Raw genomic sequence first — 19,115 nt, 5'->3', positions numbered from 1 at the left:
GATAAGAAGCGCCTGCCAGCGATCCTGACCAGGCGCAGTTTTTTGTTTTACCAGGAGATAATCCATGCAGTTTGACTGGAGCGTAATTTGGCCCGCTCTGCCTATCCTGCTCGAAGGCGCCAAAATGACATTGTGGATTTCGGTCCTCGGTCTGGTTGGCGGCCTGATTATTGGTGTGATTGCGGGCTTTGCCCGCGCGTTCGGTGGCTGGTTTAGCAGCAACGTCGCACTGGTCTTTATCGAGCTTATTCGCGGCACGCCTATCGTCGTACAGGTAATGTTCATTTATTTCGCCCTGCCGATGATGGTGCCCGATCTGCGGATCGACCCGTTCAGCGCGGCGGTGGTGACGATCATCATCAACTCCGGTGCTTATATCGCTGAAATTACGCGTGGCGCGGTGTTGTCGATTCACAACGGTTTCCGTGAAGCTGGCCTGGCGCTGGGTTTGTCGCGCCGTGCGACGCTGCGTTACATCATCATGCCGCTGGCATTGCGCCGTATGCTGCCACCGTTGGGTAACCAGTGGATTGTGAGTATCAAAGATACCTCACTGTTTATCGTCATCGGTGTCGCCGAACTGACCCGTCAGGGCCAGGAAATCATCGCCGGCAACTTCCGCGCCATGGAAATCTGGAGTGCGGTTGCTGTTATCTATCTGATCATCACGCTGGCTCTGAGCTTTGTTCTGCGCCGCTTAGAACGCAAACTGAAAATTATATGATTGAATTCAAGAACGTCTCAAAACACTTTGGTAAAACCCAGGTGCTCCATGACATCGATCTGAACATTTCTCAGGGTGAAGTCGTGGTTATCATCGGGCCATCCGGCTCCGGTAAATCCACGCTGCTGCGCTGCATCAACAAGCTGGAAGAAATCACGTCCGGCGAGCTGATTGTCGATGGTCTGAAAGTGAACGACCCGAAAGTCGATGAACGTCTGATCCGCCAGGAAGCCGGTATGGTGTTCCAGCAGTTCTACCTGTTCCCGCACATGACAGCGCTGGAAAACGTGGCGTTCGGCCCGATTCGCGTTCGTGGTGCGTCGAAGGATGAAGCCCATAAACTGGCGAAAGAACTGCTGGCAAAAGTGGGCTTGTCCGAACGCGCGCACCACTATCCGTCAGAGCTTTCCGGTGGTCAGCAGCAGCGCGTGGCAATCGCCCGTGCGCTGGCAGTGAAACCTAAACTGATGCTGTTTGATGAACCCACCTCTGCGCTCGACCCTGAACTGCGTCACGAAGTGCTGACCGTCATGAAGCAACTGGCGGAAGAAGGCATGACGATGGTTATCGTGACCCATGAAGTCGGCTTCGCCGAGAAAGTGGCATCACGCTTAATCTTCATCGACAAAGGTCGCATTGCAGAAGACGGCAAACCGGCTGATCTGGTGAACAATCCGCCGAGTGAACGTCTGCGTGAGTTCCTGCAACACGTTTCGTGATGCAGAAGGCCGCTGCAAAGGCGGCTTTTAACCCCCTTTGATCGAAAACATTTCGGTTTCTCAAGTGCGATGATCACTTAACGCGCTGCGCCGAAACCGCCCAAAAGGGGAAAGTGCTTTTCCCCTTTTGGATTTCCCCTCGCTTTTTTACTGCGCGCTATCGCTCGCTGGCTATGTTTCAGGTACCACCGTGACAGGCTGGAAATCTTGCCGCTTTGCGGTGCCTTCTCTCGGTCCTGAAGCCACAGGTCTTCAGGCCGCTCCGTTCAGCAAGCTTTCTGAATCGCCCGTGAGTTTCCACGTACTCGATCTGCTCCTCCCTGCGAAGGGGGAGTTTCCACATACTCGATCTGCTCCTCCCCCTGCGAAGGGGGGAGGCGGGTAGGGGGTTTTAATAACGACTCAGTGATGAAGTTACTCGTAATATTACCTGAATCTATGCTTTACATTGATTACATTTTTGTTTGCGAGATGCTTTCCAATGCTTTGAAAAGCCAGTTTTTTATTAAATTAATCGGCGTAAATTGTTTCCTGCTGCGGCAAAATCCGTAGCCAGGATTTGCAACCTGTGACATTTGAAATATTCATGGTTAAATACACCGTGGATCTCCGCCAGCATATTATGGCGGATCAGACAGAGCAGCCTTCGGGCTGGCTGGTTTTCTCAAATGTCCGGTATTGCAAACTCTGTTTGATCTGCCACCCATGCGATTTGCAACGCATGTATGACGCCACACCAAACATTTGAGGGTTTACCATGATTACTTCTACTTCTTTACCGAATCCTACCGCTGATGGCCTGTTCGATAAGACACCGCTTGAACCCGATGAACTTTGTGATCAATGCCGAGCACTGTGTCTGGCTATCACCGAGATCTGCAATCCAGTCGCTAAAGAAATACTGAATTTTGTTCTTTTGGAAAGGCTGAACCTCTTAAACGATGTGCTGGCATTTTCAGCAAATGATGAAGACGTTATGGATCAAATAGCCGTTTGAGTCGTCTTTAAAACCCCCTCCCCGCCTCCCCCTTCGCAGGGGGAGGAGCAGATCGAGTATGTGGAAACTCACGGGCGATTCAGAAAGCTTGCTGAACGGAGCGGGTTCGAGACCTATGGCTCGAACACCGAGAGAAGGCACCGCAAAGCGGCAAGATTTCCAGCCTGTCACGGTGGTACCTGAAACATAGCCAGCGAGCGGAGCGCGCAGTAAAAAAAGCGGGGAGAGATCCAAGAGAGGGAAAGCACTTCCCTCTCTTGGGCGGTTTCGGCGCAGCGCGTTAAGCGTTCACCGCACTTGAGAAACCGAAATTTTCACAATTCAGCCTTCACGGCGAGTGAGAAAGCGTTCGGTTAGCCGCCCCGTTGCAGCGGCTCCCTGCAACTCATGCCTTCGCCGTCGCGGATGCTTTGCGTGAACTGATCAATTTCAACCGCCAGAGGAATTCACAACGTGATCAGACTGACCAGCGTTTGATTGCCCAACTTTTTTGCTGCGAAGGTGTCAGGAAAGTCCAGGCGACAAAACGGCTGATCTTGTTGCCATGCACCATTTCGACCGTGCGGACATCCGTTGCGCCCTCTTCGCGAAGTGCGTCATACAGTAACGGCAGCGTTGTTTTTTTGGAAACCAGCACGGTGTACCAGAAACAGTTCTGCGCCTTACCGGCACTTTCTTCTGCCATGCGGACAACAAAGGCTTCTTCGCCGCCTTCACACCACAATTCGTTATGCTGGCCGCCGAAATTAAGCTCCGCCGTACCCGCACGTCTGTCCAGACCGAGGTTCTGACGTTTACGCTGACTGCCGGATGCCGCATCTGCCGCCGAAGCGTGGAATGGCGGATTACATAACACCGCGTCGTAGCGCTCATCGTGGCGGATAATGGTGTCGAGAATACGCTGCGGTTTCGCCTGCAAACGGAAACGTACCTGATTGGTCAGTTGCGGATTGGTGGCGACAATTTTCTTGGCCGCCGCCATAGAAACCGGGTCAATCTCACTGGCGGTAAAGCGCCAGCCGTATTCACGCAAGCCAATAATCGGATAAATACAGTTTGCACCGACACCGATATCCAGCACAGAGATGTCTTTGCCCTGCGGGATATTGCCGTTATTGCTGCCAGCCAGTAAATCAGCCAGGTGGTGAATATAATCCGCACGCCCCGGAATGGGCGGGCACAGATAATCAGCCGGAATATCCCAGTTTTCAATCTGATAGCAGTCGCGCAGCAAGGCACGGTTCAGGGCTTTTACCGCCTGAGCATTGGCGAAATCAACCGACAAATCGCCCCATTTATTTTCGACCACGAACGGGGCAAGTTCCGGGCTGCTGGCAATCAGGGCCGGGAAATCATAGCGGCTGCGATGACGATTTCGCGGGTGAAGACCGCTTTTTTCCTGAGGGAAGACTTTCTTTTTTTCCACCTGAGTGACTCTCCGAAAGGTGTGCGCGACGCATAAAATATGCGATGGGGCGTTGGATATTCATGAATGGCGCACAAGATACCACAAAGCGCCGCCGCCTGCCGGATGCATGCAGGCTGAACCGGGCACATAAAAACGGTCACCGCCCGGTTAAATCGGGTAATGTACAAATCATAGTCTTTATGAATTGTTTGCTGAGGAAAATCATGAGCACTGATGATCGCTATTACTACGAACCGGCTAAAGGCCACGGGCTGCCCCATGACCCGTTAAACGCCATTGTCGGCCCGCGTCCGATTGGCTGGATCTCTTCACGCAATGCCGCCGGACAGCGCAATCTCGCGCCCTACAGTTTCTTTAACTGCTTCAATTACCGGCCACCGATCATCGGTTTCGCCAGCAGCGGCTGGAAAGACAGCGTGGCAAACATTGTGGAAACCGGCGAATTCGTCTGGAACCTGACCACCCGCTCGCTGGCGGTCAAAATGAATGAAAGCTCGACCTCTCTTGAGCGCGGCGTGGATGAATTTGAATTTGCAGGACTGACCGCGCAGCCCGGCACGCTTGTAGCCGCTGACCGTGTGCTGGAAAGCCCGGTGAATTTTGAATGCAGGCTCACGCAATGCATTCAGCTGAAAACCGCCGCTGGCGGCGATATCGATACCTGGCTGGTGCTGGGTGAAGTGGTCGCCGTACATATCGCGCCACATCTGCTGGTGGACGGGATTTATCAGACTGCACTGGCGGAACCGGTATTACGCGCGGGCGGCCCGTCGGCGTATTACGCCATTTCCGAAGACTTACGTTTCGATCTGACGCGCCCCGACGCCCGCTGAGTTAACAATCTTGCGATAAAAAAAGCCACCGTGCAGTTCACACTGCCGGTGGCTTTTTCATCAATGACGGTTATTCGCTGCCGTAACTATTTATTACCGTAGTTCTGCTCAACGAAATCGGCAAAATCCTGACACATCGCGTCATCGCCGTCGGCGCTGTCCGCGAGGATCAAACTGCCGTCCACCACCCGGATATGCACATTCAGGTCGAAATCCGCTTCGGGCTGTTCACGTTTTGAGGCTTTTTCAATGGTCTGCTGCGCATCCTGCCACGCCGCATCCACCGTCTGATTACAGGCCTGTGCCAGATAATCGGGATTGAATCCCTCGCCGGTCAGGCTGCGCAGCGTATCGTCGTGACTGACGCTGTTACCCGGCGTCCAGTAGTGTCTGGCCAGATCCGGGCCAATAGCCGGGTTATCGGTCAGATAGCCGTCGCGTTTCAGGAAGAATGCGCGGGTCTGTTCTACGGCCATCATCGCCAGCAGATAGCCCTGATAGGAACAGGCGGATTCCATGGAAAGCAGATGCGGAATAGCGAGCGTCGGACGCGGGCTGCCGGTTACGCCCAGAATATGGGTTTCGACATCACGCGCCAGCGCCGTCATAGCTTCCGGCGTGCGTTTCTCATCCGGCCACTGATAAAGCTGCCATTCAAAATACGGCACCAGCAGAATGTGACGCTCATTGAAGGAACGCATCGGCTGACGGGCTTCAATGCTTGCCCGGATCAGTTCATCCGGCACCGGCTCACCGGCGGTATTTTTTGCGTAACGCTTCAGCCAGTCCGCATCTTCCAGCAGGCTGTCGCAGAACATGGATTGCGTTTCCGCATAGGCCATCGATGTCGGCGGGAATTCCTGCGAGAAACATGGCGCATTCTGGCGGATATTGGCAAAGTGCGCCGCATGGCCGCCTTCATGGAACAGCGTATTCAGGCCATTCGCGCCACTGCCAATCTGATCAGGCTTCGCCAGGCTGGTGAAGTTAATCACCGCTGGCACCCATTTACCGTTGTCGTAAAACGGCGGCACCGGCCCGTGCATAAAACCATTCTCATATTTGCCTTCACGCACCAGTAAATCCAGTTGCATCTCTGCGCCGTTGAAACCGATATTCAGGCGTTTGAAGCTGTCTATCCAGCGACGCAGGGAATCGGCGAACGGGAAGTAAGGATCAAGCTGGCGGGTAACGTCACCGGCACTGGCAAAGCGGATATTCCACGGCAGCAGTGCGGCGTCGCCTTCACGTGCGACCAGTTCATTGAGGCTGCGGGTGTTGCTTTCACGGGTTTGTTCTTCGAAACGATCGAGAATGGCGAATAACTGTTCCGGCGACATGCGCTCGGTTTTATTCACTTTATAGTCGAAGTAGTTGCGGTACCCAAGCTGACGCGCAAAGCGGTTACGCAAACCGATCAGCTCAGGCAATCCGTTATGCAGCAGCCAGTTCTCCAGTTCGCGCAACGCATTTTGCGAACTGCGGCGATAAGCTTCATTTTCGTTATTCGCCTGATTGGTCAGCAACTCGCCGAGAGAAGCGTTAACACGCTCTCCTTTGCTGTTGATGTGCGTCATGCGGTATTGCTTACGTTTGCCAAACAGCGCGGATTCCGCCTGAATGATTTCGTCCAGCAGCGCCTGCGCCTGAGGGTCTTCAATCACGTTGCAGTCAAAGAAACTCAGCCAGCCGCGCAGGCCGTGAAGTAAGGCATCACGCGCTTCGCTGGCGGGTTCTTTTTCGACGCGGGCAATCGCATCACGCAATGCCTGCGGGCGGGAAGGTTCGGCGATAAAGCGTTTGTACGCCGTTTCGGCAGCGGAGAAAGCCGCAGAAACAGTGTCATCACCGATGCCCATATAGTGTTGCCAGAACAAATTTTCTTTGTCCTGATGGACTTTGAGGTAATCGCGATTGAGGGCGTTAAAGTAGTCCTGAGCCTGTTTCATGCATTCTTCTCTGCTGAAAGTTAACGAGATTATGCATTGAGTGTATGTTCGCAAAGCGGTTATGTCGATATGGCAGAACCGCTTTTGAATGTCAGGCAGGATAGTGCGGAGATCAGTTTTTCTTAACAAACTCAGATTTGAGTTTCATCTGGCCAAAACCGTCAATTTTGCAGTCGATATTGTGATCACCTTCGACTAAACGAATGCCTTTCACTTTGGTACCGATTTTCAGCATCGAAGAACTGCCTTTCACTTTCAGGTCTTTGATCACCGTGACAGAATCGCCATCCGCCAGCAGATTACCGTTGGCATCCACGACTTTCAGCACATCATCTTCCGCAGCAGCATCACTGTTCATGGACCACACATGTCCACATTCAGGGCAGTTAAGCATTTCACCGTCCTGCCAGGTGAATTCGGATTGACACGTCGGGCAAGCCGGTAACGTTTCCATAGTTAAATCTCCATAAAGCTTTATAAAAAAAGCGAATGAAATCAGTTAATAGATTTCGTAGTTTCTCTATTTTAGCGGTTAACCACACTTTTGAACAGGGTAATGGAGTTTTTTGGGAGCTGAGCCGGACTTAAACGCAGGATTTATAGAGGAATACAGGCAGTTTTTTAACTCCTCCCCTTCGCAGGGGAGGGAGCGGATCGAGTTCGCCAGAACGTAATCAGAATATCGGATCCACAATCATTTTCGCTTCGGCCATATCGGCACAAACGCCGGTTGCCACCAGACAGCACATCAGTTGAGTCAGAATCGCCTGCGGGATGGCGCGCTCGCCATTCAGACACTGGGTGATGTACGCGACGGTGGTCTCCACGTCTTTGCTTGCCGGTACGTCCGCACCGAAAATCTCTTCCTTTTCTGCCAGAACACGATATTCGCCACCGGCGATAAAGTGCGTTTGCGGGAAGCGTGACGGGTTGGCATACACTTCCCCTTCGGTGCCCTGCGTCAGGAGCGCGCGGCCATCAATCTGACGGAAGAACGAGGAAACACGCTGCACGTATTCAGGGTGAGAAACGCTCGATAAACGCAGGGAACCCTGACCGGTAAACGGTGTGATGAGCTTCGCCAGGGTATGGCTGCTGTTTCGCACCCCCATTTGCCAGCGTAACGCGAGCTGTTTTTCGACTGGCGGACAAAGTACGGAGATCGGCACAAACACCGGGGCGTTAGCCGCATCTGACAACTGTTGTGCCTCCTGCTGGCTTTGCGCTGCGTGGATGCCGAGGGCGCGGAAAATTTCAGCGCTGGTGATACGGGTCGGATCTTCATCCACACCATGCACCAGCACCGGCAAACCGAGACGGCTGAGCAGCATAGCCAGCAGCGGCGTCAGATTCGCCTGTTTACGTGCGCCGTTATAGGTTGGGATCACCACCGGCAGCGGACGGTCAGCGGGTGCCTGAAGGTGCATCACGCACTCTTCCATCGCCTGATAAAAACCGAGCATTTCTTCTTCCGCTTCGCCTTTGATACGAAATGCAATCAACAGCGCACCGAGTTGCAGATCCGGCACCTCGCCCGCCAGCATGGCGCGATACAACGCATACGACTGCTCCCGGTCCAAATCACGGGCGTGATTCTTGCCCCGTCCCACTTCTTTGATAAGTTTAGTGTAATCCATCGTAGCCTTACCTTGTCTGTGCAAGCATGTGTCAGTGCAAAGAAGTTATCGTCTGCGCGCACGGCGACGAACCGGGTCTTTCTTCGCGGTCTTGAGAATATCAGGGCGCTTCACTGTACCGGGCGCGGGCATTTCACGCTGTTCAATCGGGAACACTGGCAATGCGGCCAGCAGGCGTGCGCCGTAACTTTTCGTCAGCAGGCGCTTATCATAAATCACGATTTCACCCGTGCATTCATGGCTGCGGATCAGTCGCCCGACCTGTTGGATCAGATTGAATGACGCGCTGGGCAAACTCTGCACTTCAAACGGATAGCGTTTGAGCGTTTTCAGCCACTCGCCTTCCGTCAGAATAACCGGACTGTCTATTGGGGGGAAAGCGATCTTATGGATATGCACCTGCGTCAGTAATTCCCCTTTGAGATCTAAGCCTTCCGCGAACGATTGCAGACCGACCAGCACGCTGGTGGTGCCCGCCGCCACACGTTTACGGTGCTCCTCCACCAGCCGGTAACGCGGCTGGTCACCCTGCACCAGCAACATCAGGCGCAGGTCCGGCAACAGGGCGACGAATTGCTGTAACGCCCGGTTGCTGGCAAACAATACCAGCTGACCGGTATGCAGCCCTTTCGCCAGCTCGGTGCGGAAGAAATCCGCCATTTCCTGAATATGTGCGGCTTCATTCGCCATCACCGGTTCCAGCGTCATTTGTGGAATAACCAGCTTGCCCTGAGTGACATGACTGAACGGCGAATCCAGGCTGACAAACCGGTCACCGGCTTTTTCTGTCAGTCCGCTCATTTCCTGAAGTCGGGAAAAACTGTTCAGCGAGCGCAGTGTCGCGGAAGTGATCACCACGTGCGGCACTTTGCGCCAGAGCATTTTTTCCAGCTGTTCACTGACCCGGATCCCCGCGCAATGAAACACCAGATGCGTCTGGTTATCGAAATACGTTCGCGTCACCCATTTGCCAATCGGCGCATTCGAAGCTTTGTCCATCGCCGCCAGCCGCCACAGTTTGCTCATGGTTTCGAGATACCCCTGCATGCGGCTCATATGCAAAATCGCGCGATGCAAACGCATAATGTCATGTTTGCCGGTCTTCTCGCTCAGGTCGTTGACCATGTATTCCGCCAGACTGCGCAGGCCATCGGTGAGTTTAAACAGGCGGCTGCACTGTTCGGTGAGTTCCGGCGGCAAAGCACCCAGCTCGAAACGGTATTCGGCTTCCGGTTCCGCAGGCGGCAGATGCTGACTGACCGACTGTTCAACCAGCACTATGAGTTCACGCATTTCGGCGCAGTGATTATGCAGGCGTTCAGCATGGGTCAACGGCGGCGGATTTTTCGGGGTGAACAGCGCCAGACATTGCTCAATCTGGCGCACAAAGTTATCCAGTTGCAGGTTATTCCACACCGCCGTGATTTCGGCATCGACTTCCAGCGCATCGCGCGCCACGTCCGGCAGATGATGGCCTTCGTCGAGCACCAGCAGCAGATCTTTCGCCGGCGGCAGCACCGATTCCGATTCCAGCGCGGCCATCACCAGCGCATGGTTGGTTACCACCACATCGGCACTTTCAATCTCTTTGCGCGCGACAAAATACGGGCATTCACGGAAATAGTGGCAGTTACGGCTGAGGCAGTTGGCTTTGTCAGTACTGATTTTTATCCACAGCGGATCGTCAATAGTTTTCTGGTAGTGATCGCGTAATCCGTCCCACTCGTAGCGGGACAGAGCGGTTTCCAGCGTTTTACAGAGTTTCTGTTCTTCGCCGCTGGAAGGTGCCAGTTCATCGCCGAGGAATAAGCCGAGATCGCCCTGCGCATTTTCGTTACTCATTGCCGCCAGATTGCGCGGGCAGACATACCGACCGCGCCCGAATGCGCCGGTGAATTTCAGGTCAGGAATGATTTTTTTCAGCAGCGGTAAATCTTTACTGAAAATCTGATCCTGCAACGCCACGTTGGCGGTGCTGACAATCAACGGTTTTTCTTCCTCGCGGCTGACGGCAATGCCGGGGATCAGATAGGACAGCGTTTTCCCGACGCCGGTTGGCGCCTCAATGGCCAGATGCCGTGCCGAGTCACCCGAGAACGCTTTCGCCACCTCTGCAATCATCTGACGTTGCGGAGCGCGGGAAATGAAGTCCGGGATTTGCTGTTGCAGGGCTTTGTACCACTGGCTTATCTGATTTTTTACTGCGGGGGAAAGCGCCATGCATCTCTTTTTAGTTGAAAGTAGGACCGGAGTGTCAGGGGCTATTGTCACACAGACCGGCTTCTGGCGCAGCCCGAAATCGTGGATCCAGGCATTTGGCGGGGTCAAACTTTATGGAGAAAAAATGCACGACGTGTAAAAAAAGAAAAAGTTCATTTCTGTTTGTCATAAATTGATCACAAATATACGGTAAAAAACTCTCGCTGAGAAAAATCCGAGTCCACACGGAATGCACAGCAAAAAATGATAATTAGCGTCTTTCCATAAGACTTCATATAAAGCTTTCCCGAAAAGCTTTTAATAGAAAATGCAGGGTAAAAATTCATGAAACGTAATATTCTGGCACTTTTAATTCCTGGTTTACTGATTGCATCAGGAGCTCACGCAGCGGAAGTTTATAATAAAGACGGTAATAAACTGGATCTGTACGGTAAAGTAAAAGGTCTGCATTACTTCTCTGACTCTGCCAGCAATGACGGCGACCAGAGCTATATTCGTTTCGGTTTTAAAGGCCAGACACAAATTAATGACCTGATCACCGGCTACGGCCAGTGGGAATACAACGTCATGGCTAACCATGCTGAATCTGACAGCAAAACGCCAAGCACCACCGGCACGAAAACCCGTCTGGCCTTTGCAGGTCTGAAATTTGGTCAATACGGTTCCGTCGACTATGGCCGTAACTACGGCGCATTGTACGACGTTGAAGCCTGGACCGATATGTTCCCTGAATTCGGCGGCGACGGTTATACCAAAGCTGACCGCTTCATGACTGGCCGTACTAACGGCGTAGCCACTTACCGTAACCGCGGCTTCTTCGGCCTGGTTGACGGTCTGAACGTTGCCGTTCAGTACCAGGGCAAAAATGAAAACGACGGTCGCGGCAGCAGCACAGCTAACGGCGACGGTTATGCACTTTCTACCACTTACGCACTGGGTGACACTGGTGTGAGCTTCGGCGGCGCGTATGCTTCTTCAGACCGCACCACGGCTCAGAGTAATTCCACTTACGGCAAAGGTGATAAAGCGGACGCATGGACAGGCGGCATGAAATATGACGCTAATGGCGTTTATTTAGCCGCCATGTATGCTGAAACCCGTAATATGCTGGCTATTACCGTGCCTGGCGGAATTGCAGACGCACCGGCTGGCAGCGGTTTTGCGAATAAAACACAAACCTTCGAAGCTGTTGCACAATATCAGTTTGAAAATGGCCTGCGCCCTTCACTGGGTTACGTCCAGACTAAAGCGAAAGATATTGAAAACATCGGTGATGCCGACCTGGTTAAATACGTTGACGTAGCCGCGACCTATTATTTCAACAAAAATATGTCTGCTTATGTTGATTATAAAATCAACCAACTGTCTGACGACAATAAACTGGCGCTGAACAACGACGATGTTACTGCCGTTGGCCTGGTTTATCAGTTCTAAATTTAAGCGTTTACCCCCTCATTGTTATTTCTCTGTCTTTGATTTTTTTGGCCGGACTCACCCTCCGGCCTTTTTCATTTTTGCCATTTTCCGGCGCATCTCGCGTAAATTGTCATTTATTCTTTCACACCCCGCTGAATCTGCTAAAGTTTTAACGATTTTCATGAATGCGAATCTTTCTTAACAAGCATAGGGACAACCAATGAATAAAATTTCGCTTTGCACCACCAGTGCCTTAATCATGCTGGCCCTCAGCGGCTGTGCGCAGCAAAAAACGGATGCCCAGCAGAAGCTCAACGATCAGTCCGTCATGGCGCTGAACTGGTTCCAGCAATCTGGTGAATATCAGGCGCTGGCTTATCAGGCATTTAACACGGCAAAAATGGCCTTTGATCAGGCGCAGCCTCTGGCCGGCCAGAAGAAAGCGGTTGTCGTTGACCTCGATGAAACCATGCTAGATAACAGCGCATACAGTGCGTGGCAGGTCAAAGCGAACAAGCCATTCGACAGCAAAACCTGGGCTCAGTGGACCGCTGCCCGCCAGGCAACGGCCGTGCCCGGCGCTGTTGAATTCGCTAATTACGTCAACACTCACGGCGGCACGATGTTCTACGTGTCTAACCGCAAAACCAGCGAATATGCCGCGACACTGGACAACATGAACCGTCTGGGCTTTACCGGCGCCAACGAAAAAACCATGTTGCTGAGTTCTGATACCTCTAACAAGCAGCCACGTTTTGATTCCATCAAGGCCGCGGGCTATCACGTTGTGATTTATATCGGCGATAACCTGAATGATTTTGGTTCAGCGACTTACCATCAGGGTAACGAGCAACGTCGTGCGTTTGTGAATCAGAACCATCAGCACTTCGGCACACAATATATCGTGCTGCCGAACCCGCTGTATGGCGACTGGGAAAGCGGTCTGGCGAAGGATTACAACAAGCTGACGCCTGAGCAGAAACTGTCAGCGCGGGATCAGAATTTGAAGGCGTGGAGCGGGAAGTAAGCCCGTTGCGGTTTGCTCCTCCCCCTGCGAAGGGGGAGGTTGGGAGGGGGTTTTAGACTGTAAATCAATGGTCTGAGCGGAAACATCACCCAATGTGTTTGCGTTAATACCCCACCCCGGCCCTCCCCTTCGCAGGGGAGGGAGCGGATCGGTGAACGCCTGAGTAATGTCTGCCTTTTGTCAGGACATAACGTTAAATCTCCGGATCCCCCACTAACCCGTCAATCAATATCTGTGGTGTCCCCTGCGAGCAGCGCTCAATTCTCCCCCGTACGCCGTAAACGCGGGCCAGACTGTCGGCGGTGATCACGTCTTCCGGTTCGCCATCGGCGATCAGATTGCCATCTTTAAGCATCAGCACGCGGTCACCATGACGCAGGGCGATATTGATGTCATGCACCACAACCACCGTCACGATATTGCGTTTCTGCGTTTCCTTACGCACCAGATCCATGACATGGAACTGGTAGTTGAGATCGAGTGCGCTCAGCGGTTCGTCGAGCAAAAGTAATGACGGCTGGCGGATCAGCGATTGCGCCAGGCCGACCAGTTGCTTCTGACCACCGGAAAGCTGATCGAGATAACTCAGCGCCAGATGTTCGATACCCAACTGACGCAAAAGCGCCATCACTTTGTCGGTGCCTTCCGCATTTTTGCCTTTTCCGCCGGACGCACGCTGCGCCACGATAATGGATTCCAGCACATGCAGATGCACGCCCGCAGGCAGAGTTTGCGGCAGGTACACCACCTGCTCTGCACGTCGTGCAAACGGCATCGGCATTAAATCGTGTCCGTCGAGCATCAGTTGCCCTTCTGCGCGGTTAAGCCCGGCGAGAGAACGCAACAGGGTCGATTTTCCGCTGCCGTTTGGTCCGAGCAGAACCGTAATTTTCCCGCGTGGCAACATCGGCACATTCAGATGACGGATCACTTGTCGTTTCGGATATCCGGCGTTGAAATCACGAATTTGCAACCCTTGTGTCGCGGCATTCAGTAAATCTTCAGGATGCGTTTCTAACATCACAGACATCAGACATTCCCCCGGTGGCGCAGAATAATACTCAGGAAGAACGGCACGCCAACCAGAGACGTCACGATGCCGACAGGAATAATGACGCCCGGCACCAGATTTTTAGAGGCCACCGACGCCATTGACAACACCAGTGCACCAATCAGCGCACTGGCGGGCAGATAGAAACGGTGATCTTCACCAAACATCAGGCGGGCGATATGCGGTGCCACCAGTCCGATAAAACCAATCGGCCCGACGAATGCCACCGCCAGCGCGGAAAGGATGCTGATACGTAGCAATGTACCCAGACGCAGACGGCGGACATCAATACCAAAGCTGACGGCGCGATCTTCGCCCAGTCGCAGCGCCGTGAGTTTCCACGCACTCATCATCGACCATGGCAGCAGGATCAGGAAAGCCAGCACCATCACACCCAGTTTCACCCAGGATGCTCTCGCCAGGCTGCCCATCGTCCAGAAAACCAGCCCCTGTAAGGTGTCTTCGGTGGCGATAAATTGCATCAGCGAAACCAGTGCGTTGAAAGTGAAGACCAGCGCGATACCAAACAGCACCACACCGGAGCTGGCGACGCGCGTCCAGCGGGTGATGCCGTCGAGCATCAGTGCGGCAAATAAGGCAAAAATAAAGGCATTAGCAGAGATAAACCATTGATCCGGCACGCCCGGAATACCAATACCCAGCACAATCGCCAGCGCGGCACCGAACGCCGCGGCAGACGACACGCCCAGCGTAAACGGGCTGGCCAGCGGGTTATTGAGGATGGTCTGCATTTCAGCACCGGCCAGGCCCAGCGACATCCCGACCGCCACCGCCATCAGCGCGTAAGGCAAACGAATATCCCAGACAATCACCCGCGTGCCCGGATCCGCCGCTGCGGCGTCAAACAGCGTTTTCCACAACGTGCCGAGCGATAACCCCGAAGGCCCCATAATGAAATCAATCACCAGGGAGACGACAATCGCCAGTACCAGGATCAGCATAACGAACAGACGGCGGCGCACGATATTCTGGTATCGCCCCATAACGCTGTCTTCGGCGTTGACGTTCACCCTCAGGGCGGGTTCGGTAGTTGCACTCATTTTCGCTTCAATCTCATTAAGTTAAAAACTTACGGCGGGAGAACATGTTTTGTGGTTCCCGTAGGAAGGAAAGAAATGATAATAATTATCAATGTGTTTTGCAAAACCTATCAGGCGTGCAGATTAAACAAGGGGTAACAAAGCATGACGTTATAAGGCTCCCGGCATGGATCGCAGACAAAAAAAAGCGGAGCCTGGGCTCCGCGCTTCAAGAATATGAAAATCCGGGTCTGTTACTTATCGACGTGATCCGGGAATTCCATGTCGCTGTATTTCACCACTTTGGTGCCTTTGCTCAACTTGTAGCCGAACCAGATGATCAGGAACAGCGGCAGGCCGATGTAAGTTGCCGCCACACCGCCCCAGTCAATGGTGTCTTTCAGGAACGCCTGATAGTTCTGGCCCAGCGTAATGATCAGACACAGCACAAAGGCGAAAACCGGACCGAACGGGAAGAAACCAGACAGATAAGGCAGTTTCTTCAGATCACGCCCCTGCAAAACATAACCGCGACGGAAGCGGTAATGGCTGACCGCAATCCCCAGCCAGGCGATGAAACCGGTCATGCCCGAGGTGTTCAGCAGCCACAGGTAAACGGTCTGATTACCAAACATTGAGCTCAGGAAGCACAGCGCAGCCACGATGGTGGTGGCATACAGCGCGTTGCGTGGTACACCGCCTTTCGACAGTTTGGCGAACATGCGCGGCGCTTTACCTTCACTTGCCAGCGTAAACAGCATGCGGGTTGAGGCGTACATTCCGGAGTTACCGGCAGACAATACCGCCGTCAGGATCACGGCATTCATTACCGCCGCCGCGGATAACAGACCGGCATTACGGAACACCAGTGTGAACGGGCTGACGGAGATATCGCCGACCTGATTACGCAGCAAGCTCGGGTCGGTGTAAGGAATGATCAGGCTGATGACCAGAATCGCCAGAATATAGAACAGCAGGATACGCCAGAACACCTGACGAACCGCACGCGGAATATTCTTGCCCGGATCCTCAGATTCACCCGCCGCCACACCGATCAGTTCAGTCCCCTGGAAGGAGAAGCCGACGATCATCGCCACGCCTATCATTGAGGCAAATCCGCCTGCAAACGGTGCATCACCAATGGCCCAGTTATGCCAGCCCGCGCTTTCAGCACCGCGCATAATGCCGGTGATCATCAGTACGCCGACGGCGATAAAGATGATGACGGTCACCACTTTGATCAGCGAGAACCAGTATTCCGCCTCGCCAAAACCGCGCACGGAAATGTAGTTGAGCAGGAAGATCAGACCGAGGAACAAGGCGCTCCAGATCCAGCCCGGCGCGTCCGGGAACCAGTAGTTCATCACCAGTTGTGAGGCGACCAGGTCAACCGCGATGGTGACAGCCCAGTTGTACCAGTAGTTCCAGCCCAGTGCGAAACCGAAGCCTTCTTCGACATAGCGGGAGCCGTAGGTGGAGAATGAACCGGAAACCGGCATAAAGGCCGCCAGTTCACCGAGACTGGTCATCAGGAAGTAAACCATGATGCCAATTAATGCGTACGAAAGCAGTGCCCCGCCCGGCCCTGCCTGGGAAACTGTCGCACCTGATGCAACGAATAACCCCGTACCAATTGAACCGCCGATGGCGATCATCGTTAAGTGACGTGCCTTCAGCTCGCGACGCAGTGTGGGAGCCACCTGCGTATTTTTTGTAGGTTGTTGAGCCATTTTTTCCCTATATCCGCTCGTCATGTGGAAATTTAAGCGCGGATTGTAGCAAAACCTGCCGCTCTGAATAGCAGGAACGACCTGTTATAAGACACCTTCATAACTGGCCGCGGATCATTAGTGAAAGACCGTTATTGGGCTTCGCGACAATAGGTTAGAAACCGTGATAATGCCCCGGAGATATGTTTTTGCCGGTGATGGATCAGGTAAAGTTTACGCACCAGCGGCGCGACAGGCAGCCGGATTTCCACCAGCGAACCCGTGCTCAGTTGCTCAGAAATCACCCGCCGCGAAAGGCAACTGATCCCGATGCCATGCCGTACCGCGTGCTTGATTGCCTCGGAATTCCCAAGCTCCATCACCAGATTAAAATCGGGCAACTGAGGCAACAGCAGGTGATCCAGCACTTCACGGGTACCGGATCCGCGCTCGCGCAGGATCCAGGGTTCACGCGCCAGCGACTCCAGCGAAATGACCCGTCCCGCCAGCGGATTTTCCGGTGCAACAAACACCACCAGTTCGTCATCCAGCCAGGGTTGTGTGATCAGTTCCGGCATCTGACACGGGCCTTCGATCAGCCCGAGGTCAACACGAAAATCCGCCACCGCATTAATGACATCGTTAGTGTTACCGACGTTCAGCTCCAGTGGCGTATTGGGGAAATCCAGACGGTAATCCGCGATCATCGCCGGCAGCATATAGTTGCCGATGGTGCTGCTCGCGCCAATGCGCAGCGAACCGTTATCGTGATTAAACAGACGCTCAATTTCGCCCGCCTGTTCGAGCAACGCCAGCGCTTTCGGATAGAGCAAACGCCCATGCTCATTAATTACCAGCCGCTTCCCGACACGGTCAAATAACTGCACGCCAAGCTGCCCTTCGATATCGGCCAGCGCCGCACTGACCGCCGATTGTGATAATGAAAGCACAACCGACGCCTGCGTGGTCGAACCGCTTTTCAGCACCTCGGCGAAAACTTCAAGTTGTCGCAATGTTATGTGCATAAATGTCCCGCTATTCTCACGCGCCTGTCGGCACGCCGTGCTTTAAGTATAGACCTTTGCATAACCGGCCTGTTTTGATTGATTGTTTTATACCAGTTTTAGCGATAGGTTATAAAGTAATAATCTATTTCATTTTTATATAAGCGCGGCGTAGCCTTACCTCATCACTCCTGAATGAGGAACGGGCAATGAATACACTTGCGCTTAAAAACGAAAATAAGAAAGCGGCGGATAAACACCCTTTCCCGCCTTTGTCGGGCTTTCGCCACCGGTTACCCGGCCTGGCGCTGACCGGTGTAATCACTGCACTCGCGGTCTGGCTCAGCGATATTCCTGCATTGAATCATCTCGGCCTGAGCGCGCTGACCCTGGCGATTGTCATCGGCATGGTCATCGGCAATACGGTGTATCCGGCGGCAAAACCCTGGTGTGAGGAAGGCGTGACGCTGGCCAAGCAACGTCTTCTGCGTCTGGGCATTATCCTTTACGGCTTGCGGCTGACGTTTGCACAAATCGCGGACGTTGGCGCGACCGGTATTCTGATTGACGCACTGATGCTGTGCTCCACTTTCACCCTCGCCTGCTGGCTTGGACAGCGGGTATTTAAACTGGATCGCGATACCTCGATGCTGATTGGCGCGGGCAGCAGCATCTGTGGTGCAGCGGCGGTGATGGCGACGGAACCGGTGCTGGATGCCAAAGCGGAGAAAGTGACGGTTGCGGTGGCCACTGTCGTTATCTTCGGGACAGCCGCCATCTTTCTGTATCCGTGGTTATGGCATCTCAATGCACAGTATCACTGGCTGAGTTTTACCGCTGCCCAGTTCGGCATTTACACCGGGTCGACGGTGCATGAAGTGGCACAGGTCGTGGCGGCCGGTCAGGGGGTCAGCCCGGATGCGGAAAACGCGGCGGTGATCGCCAAAATGATCCGCGTGATGATGCTGGCACCGTTCCTGCTGCTGCTCTCTGGCTGGAAATCTCGCAAAGCCGCGCAGCAAGGCGGCCGGAATGCAGGTATGCGCAACATTACAATCCCGTGGTTTGCCCTGCTGTTTATTCTGGTGGCAGCCTTTAACTCGCTGAATATTCTGCCGCACAGCTGGATCCCGGCGCTGATCACGCTCGATACCGTACTGCTGGCGATGGCAATGGCGGCGCTCGGCCTGACCACTCACATGAGCGCATTGCGTCAGGCAGGTTTGAAACCCATGCTGCTGGCAGCGGTGCTGTTTATCTGGCTGATTGTCGGCGGTGCCGGTATCAACCAGTTGGTTCAGCATCTTTTTGGCTGATGTTGCTGCTTTTAACACTTCAGTGCTGCGCCTCCTGCCGGGAG

The 19,115-nt window shown here is 53.6% G+C and carries 16 protein-coding genes; 7 read left to right on the top strand and 9 right to left on the bottom strand.

Annotation, left to right across the window (positions count from 1 at the left end):
• Positions 1 to 64 precede the first annotated feature (64 nt).
• From glnP to RAHAQ2_RS06900, 3 genes are all read left to right on the top strand, one after another.
• Positions 65 to 724 carry a glutamine ABC transporter permease GlnP gene (gene glnP, locus RAHAQ2_RS06910; RefSeq protein WP_013574682.1) on the top strand — a complete coding sequence of 220 codons (660 nt, stop codon included), beginning with the start codon at positions 65 to 67 and terminating at the stop codon, positions 722 to 724.
• On the top strand, positions 721 to 1,443 hold the full coding sequence (gene glnQ, locus RAHAQ2_RS06905; protein ID WP_015696540.1) for a glutamine ABC transporter ATP-binding protein GlnQ: 723 nt from the start codon (positions 721 to 723) through the stop codon (positions 1,441 to 1,443). Before glnP ends, glnQ begins: the two co-directional genes overlap by 4 nt.
• 757 nt (positions 1,444 to 2,200) lie before the next feature.
• Positions 2,201 to 2,440, top strand: a complete 240-nt coding sequence (locus tag RAHAQ2_RS06900) for a hypothetical protein (RefSeq protein ID WP_015696539.1) — start codon at positions 2,201 to 2,203, stop codon at positions 2,438 to 2,440.
• Between the two features lie 457 nt (positions 2,441 to 2,897).
• Here RAHAQ2_RS06900 and rlmF read toward each other — a convergent pair whose 3' ends face one another.
• Entirely contained in the window at positions 2,898 to 3,866 is a 969-nt protein-coding gene (rlmF, locus tag RAHAQ2_RS06895) for a 23S rRNA (adenine(1618)-N(6))-methyltransferase RlmF (RefSeq protein WP_015696538.1), read from the bottom strand.
• Positions 3,867 to 4,072: 206 nt separating this feature from the next.
• Between rlmF and RAHAQ2_RS06890 the strand changes: the two genes are divergently transcribed.
• Positions 4,073 to 4,702, top strand: a complete 630-nt coding sequence (locus RAHAQ2_RS06890; protein WP_015696537.1) for a flavin reductase family protein — start codon at positions 4,073 to 4,075, stop codon at positions 4,700 to 4,702.
• Positions 4,703 to 4,788: 86 nt separating this feature from the next.
• Here RAHAQ2_RS06890 and RAHAQ2_RS06885 read toward each other — a convergent pair whose 3' ends face one another.
• From RAHAQ2_RS06885 to dinG, 4 genes are all read right to left on the bottom strand, one after another.
• The gene (locus tag RAHAQ2_RS06885; RefSeq protein WP_015696536.1) at positions 4,789 to 6,651 is read right to left on the bottom strand and encodes a M3 family metallopeptidase; all 1,863 of its coding nucleotides are present in this window, start codon (positions 6,649 to 6,651) and stop codon (positions 4,789 to 4,791) included.
• A 112-nt stretch (positions 6,652 to 6,763) separates the two neighbouring features.
• Entirely contained in the window at positions 6,764 to 7,105 is a 342-nt protein-coding gene (locus RAHAQ2_RS06880; RefSeq protein WP_015696535.1) for a zinc ribbon domain-containing protein YjdM, read from the bottom strand.
• A 220-nt stretch (positions 7,106 to 7,325) separates the two neighbouring features.
• The gene (ybiB, locus tag RAHAQ2_RS06875; protein WP_015696534.1) at positions 7,326 to 8,288 is read right to left on the bottom strand and encodes a DNA-binding protein YbiB; all 963 of its coding nucleotides are present in this window, start codon (positions 8,286 to 8,288) and stop codon (positions 7,326 to 7,328) included.
• A 45-nt stretch (positions 8,289 to 8,333) separates the two neighbouring features.
• A complete protein-coding gene (dinG, locus tag RAHAQ2_RS06870; protein WP_015696533.1) occupies positions 8,334 to 10,508 on the bottom strand; it encodes an ATP-dependent DNA helicase DinG in 2,175 nt (724 codons plus the stop codon).
• A 324-nt stretch (positions 10,509 to 10,832) separates the two neighbouring features.
• On the opposite strand from dinG, the gene ompC reads away from it, so the two are divergent.
• Positions 10,833 to 11,942, top strand: coding sequence for a porin OmpC (gene ompC, locus RAHAQ2_RS06865; protein ID WP_015696532.1), 1,110 nt, complete (start codon positions 10,833 to 10,835; stop codon positions 11,940 to 11,942).
• A 202-nt stretch (positions 11,943 to 12,144) separates the two neighbouring features.
• Positions 12,145 to 12,951 carry a 5'-nucleotidase, lipoprotein e(P4) family gene (locus tag RAHAQ2_RS06860; protein ID WP_015696531.1) on the top strand — a complete coding sequence of 269 codons (807 nt, stop codon included), beginning with the start codon at positions 12,145 to 12,147 and terminating at the stop codon, positions 12,949 to 12,951.
• A gap of 193 nt (positions 12,952 to 13,144) precedes the next feature.
• On the opposite strand, the gene RAHAQ2_RS06855 is transcribed toward RAHAQ2_RS06860, so the two are convergent.
• The 4 genes from RAHAQ2_RS06855 to yieE form a co-directional block, all read right to left on the bottom strand.
• Positions 13,145 to 13,981 (bottom strand): ABC transporter ATP-binding protein, encoded by an 837-nt coding sequence (locus tag RAHAQ2_RS06855; protein ID WP_015696530.1) that lies wholly within the window; start codon positions 13,979 to 13,981, stop codon positions 13,145 to 13,147.
• A complete protein-coding gene (locus tag RAHAQ2_RS06850) occupies positions 13,981 to 15,063 on the bottom strand; it encodes a FecCD family ABC transporter permease (RefSeq protein WP_015696529.1) in 1,083 nt (360 codons plus the stop codon). Before RAHAQ2_RS06850 ends, RAHAQ2_RS06855 begins: the two co-directional genes overlap by 1 nt.
• Before the next feature lie 233 nt (positions 15,064 to 15,296).
• Positions 15,297 to 16,772 (bottom strand): amino acid permease, encoded by a 1,476-nt coding sequence (locus RAHAQ2_RS06845; RefSeq protein WP_015696528.1) that lies wholly within the window; start codon positions 16,770 to 16,772, stop codon positions 15,297 to 15,299.
• Positions 16,773 to 16,903: 131 nt separating this feature from the next.
• Positions 16,904 to 17,776, bottom strand: coding sequence for a DNA-binding transcriptional regulator YeiE (yieE, locus tag RAHAQ2_RS06840; RefSeq protein WP_015696527.1), 873 nt, complete (start codon positions 17,774 to 17,776; stop codon positions 16,904 to 16,906).
• Positions 17,777 to 17,964: 188 nt separating this feature from the next.
• On the opposite strand from yieE, the gene RAHAQ2_RS06835 reads away from it, so the two are divergent.
• The gene (locus tag RAHAQ2_RS06835; RefSeq protein WP_015696526.1) at positions 17,965 to 19,071 is read left to right on the top strand and encodes a YeiH family protein; all 1,107 of its coding nucleotides are present in this window, start codon (positions 17,965 to 17,967) and stop codon (positions 19,069 to 19,071) included.
• Positions 19,072 to 19,115 lie beyond the last annotated feature (44 nt).

It is taken from the genome of Rahnella aquatilis CIP 78.65 = ATCC 33071, from assembly GCF_000241955.1.
Taxonomy (GTDB): domain Bacteria; phylum Pseudomonadota; class Gammaproteobacteria; order Enterobacterales; family Enterobacteriaceae; genus Rahnella; species Rahnella aquatilis.
Note: the sequence above shows the minus strand (reverse complement) of the source record. Positions and strands in the feature narration are given on the sequence as shown.